The following is a 720-nucleotide window of genomic DNA, read 5'->3' as shown; positions in this document are numbered from 1 at the left end:
TGTTATGCAGGCGTTATGCCGCTTTTGAAAGACTTATATTAATAATTACCGCATTCTATTTTGCTATGATAATATGATTCTTTTTATTGAGAGTAATACTAAATGGGTAAGCTTAAAGGACTAATTGCTGCTTCTCTTATTCTGACGAGTGCATCTTCTTACGCAAATGTTAATGAGCACGTTCAAAAATCTAATAATCAATTTTATATTGGTGCTGATTTATCGATGGCTAACAATGTTGAGCTTGAAATAGGGAATGCATCAGCAGAAGAATCAAGTGATTTAGGTTACAACCTTGTCGCAGGTTATGAATTTGATACTCACCGAGTCGTCAAAACTAGCATTGAAGCTGAGTATCGAACATTTGGTGAAATTGATAATACAGGCTCTTTAAGCTCTGATGGTGATGCATTTTTCATTAATGCTAAAGCTAAACTATTTGTCCTCTATGATTTTGGAAATATTTACTTTGCTCCAATGGTTGGTGTTGGCCAAATAGATATCAATGTTAAAGACAGCGCAAATCAAAACTATTCAAAAAAAGAAATGGGTTACCAATTGGGTGCTGAAATTGGCACTCGATTACCGTATGGATTAGATTTAAATTTAGGCTATCGAGCTGCATTTACAGAGATAGAAGAAGCTAATTTAACGTTAACTGGTTTTTATCTAGGTGCTCGTTATTTCTTCTAAATCAGCAGCATAACAAATGCATCAACA

1 protein-coding gene is annotated in these 720 nt (G+C 34.3%); it reads left to right on the top strand.

All coding sequences use genetic code 11. From position 1 onward, the window contains the following. Positions 1 to 102: 102 nt before the first annotated feature. Entirely contained in the window at positions 103 to 693 is a 591-nt protein-coding gene (locus A6E03_RS09225; RefSeq protein ID WP_065600700.1) for an outer membrane beta-barrel protein, read from the top strand. Positions 694 to 720 lie beyond the last annotated feature (27 nt).

Origin of the sequence: Aliivibrio sp. 1S128 (genome assembly GCF_001691065.1) — a bacterium.
In the GTDB taxonomy this organism is placed as follows: domain Bacteria; phylum Pseudomonadota; class Gammaproteobacteria; order Enterobacterales; family Vibrionaceae; genus Aliivibrio.
The sequence above is the reverse complement of the archived record's forward strand: the minus strand, read 5'-3'. Positions and strand labels throughout refer to the sequence as shown.

What these genes read in the sequence shown, in the direction of transcription:
- A6E03_RS09225 (WP_065600700.1), top strand. Translation starts at nt 103, where the DNA reads ATGGGTAAGCTTAAAGGACTAATTGCTGCTTCTCTTATTCTGACGAGT.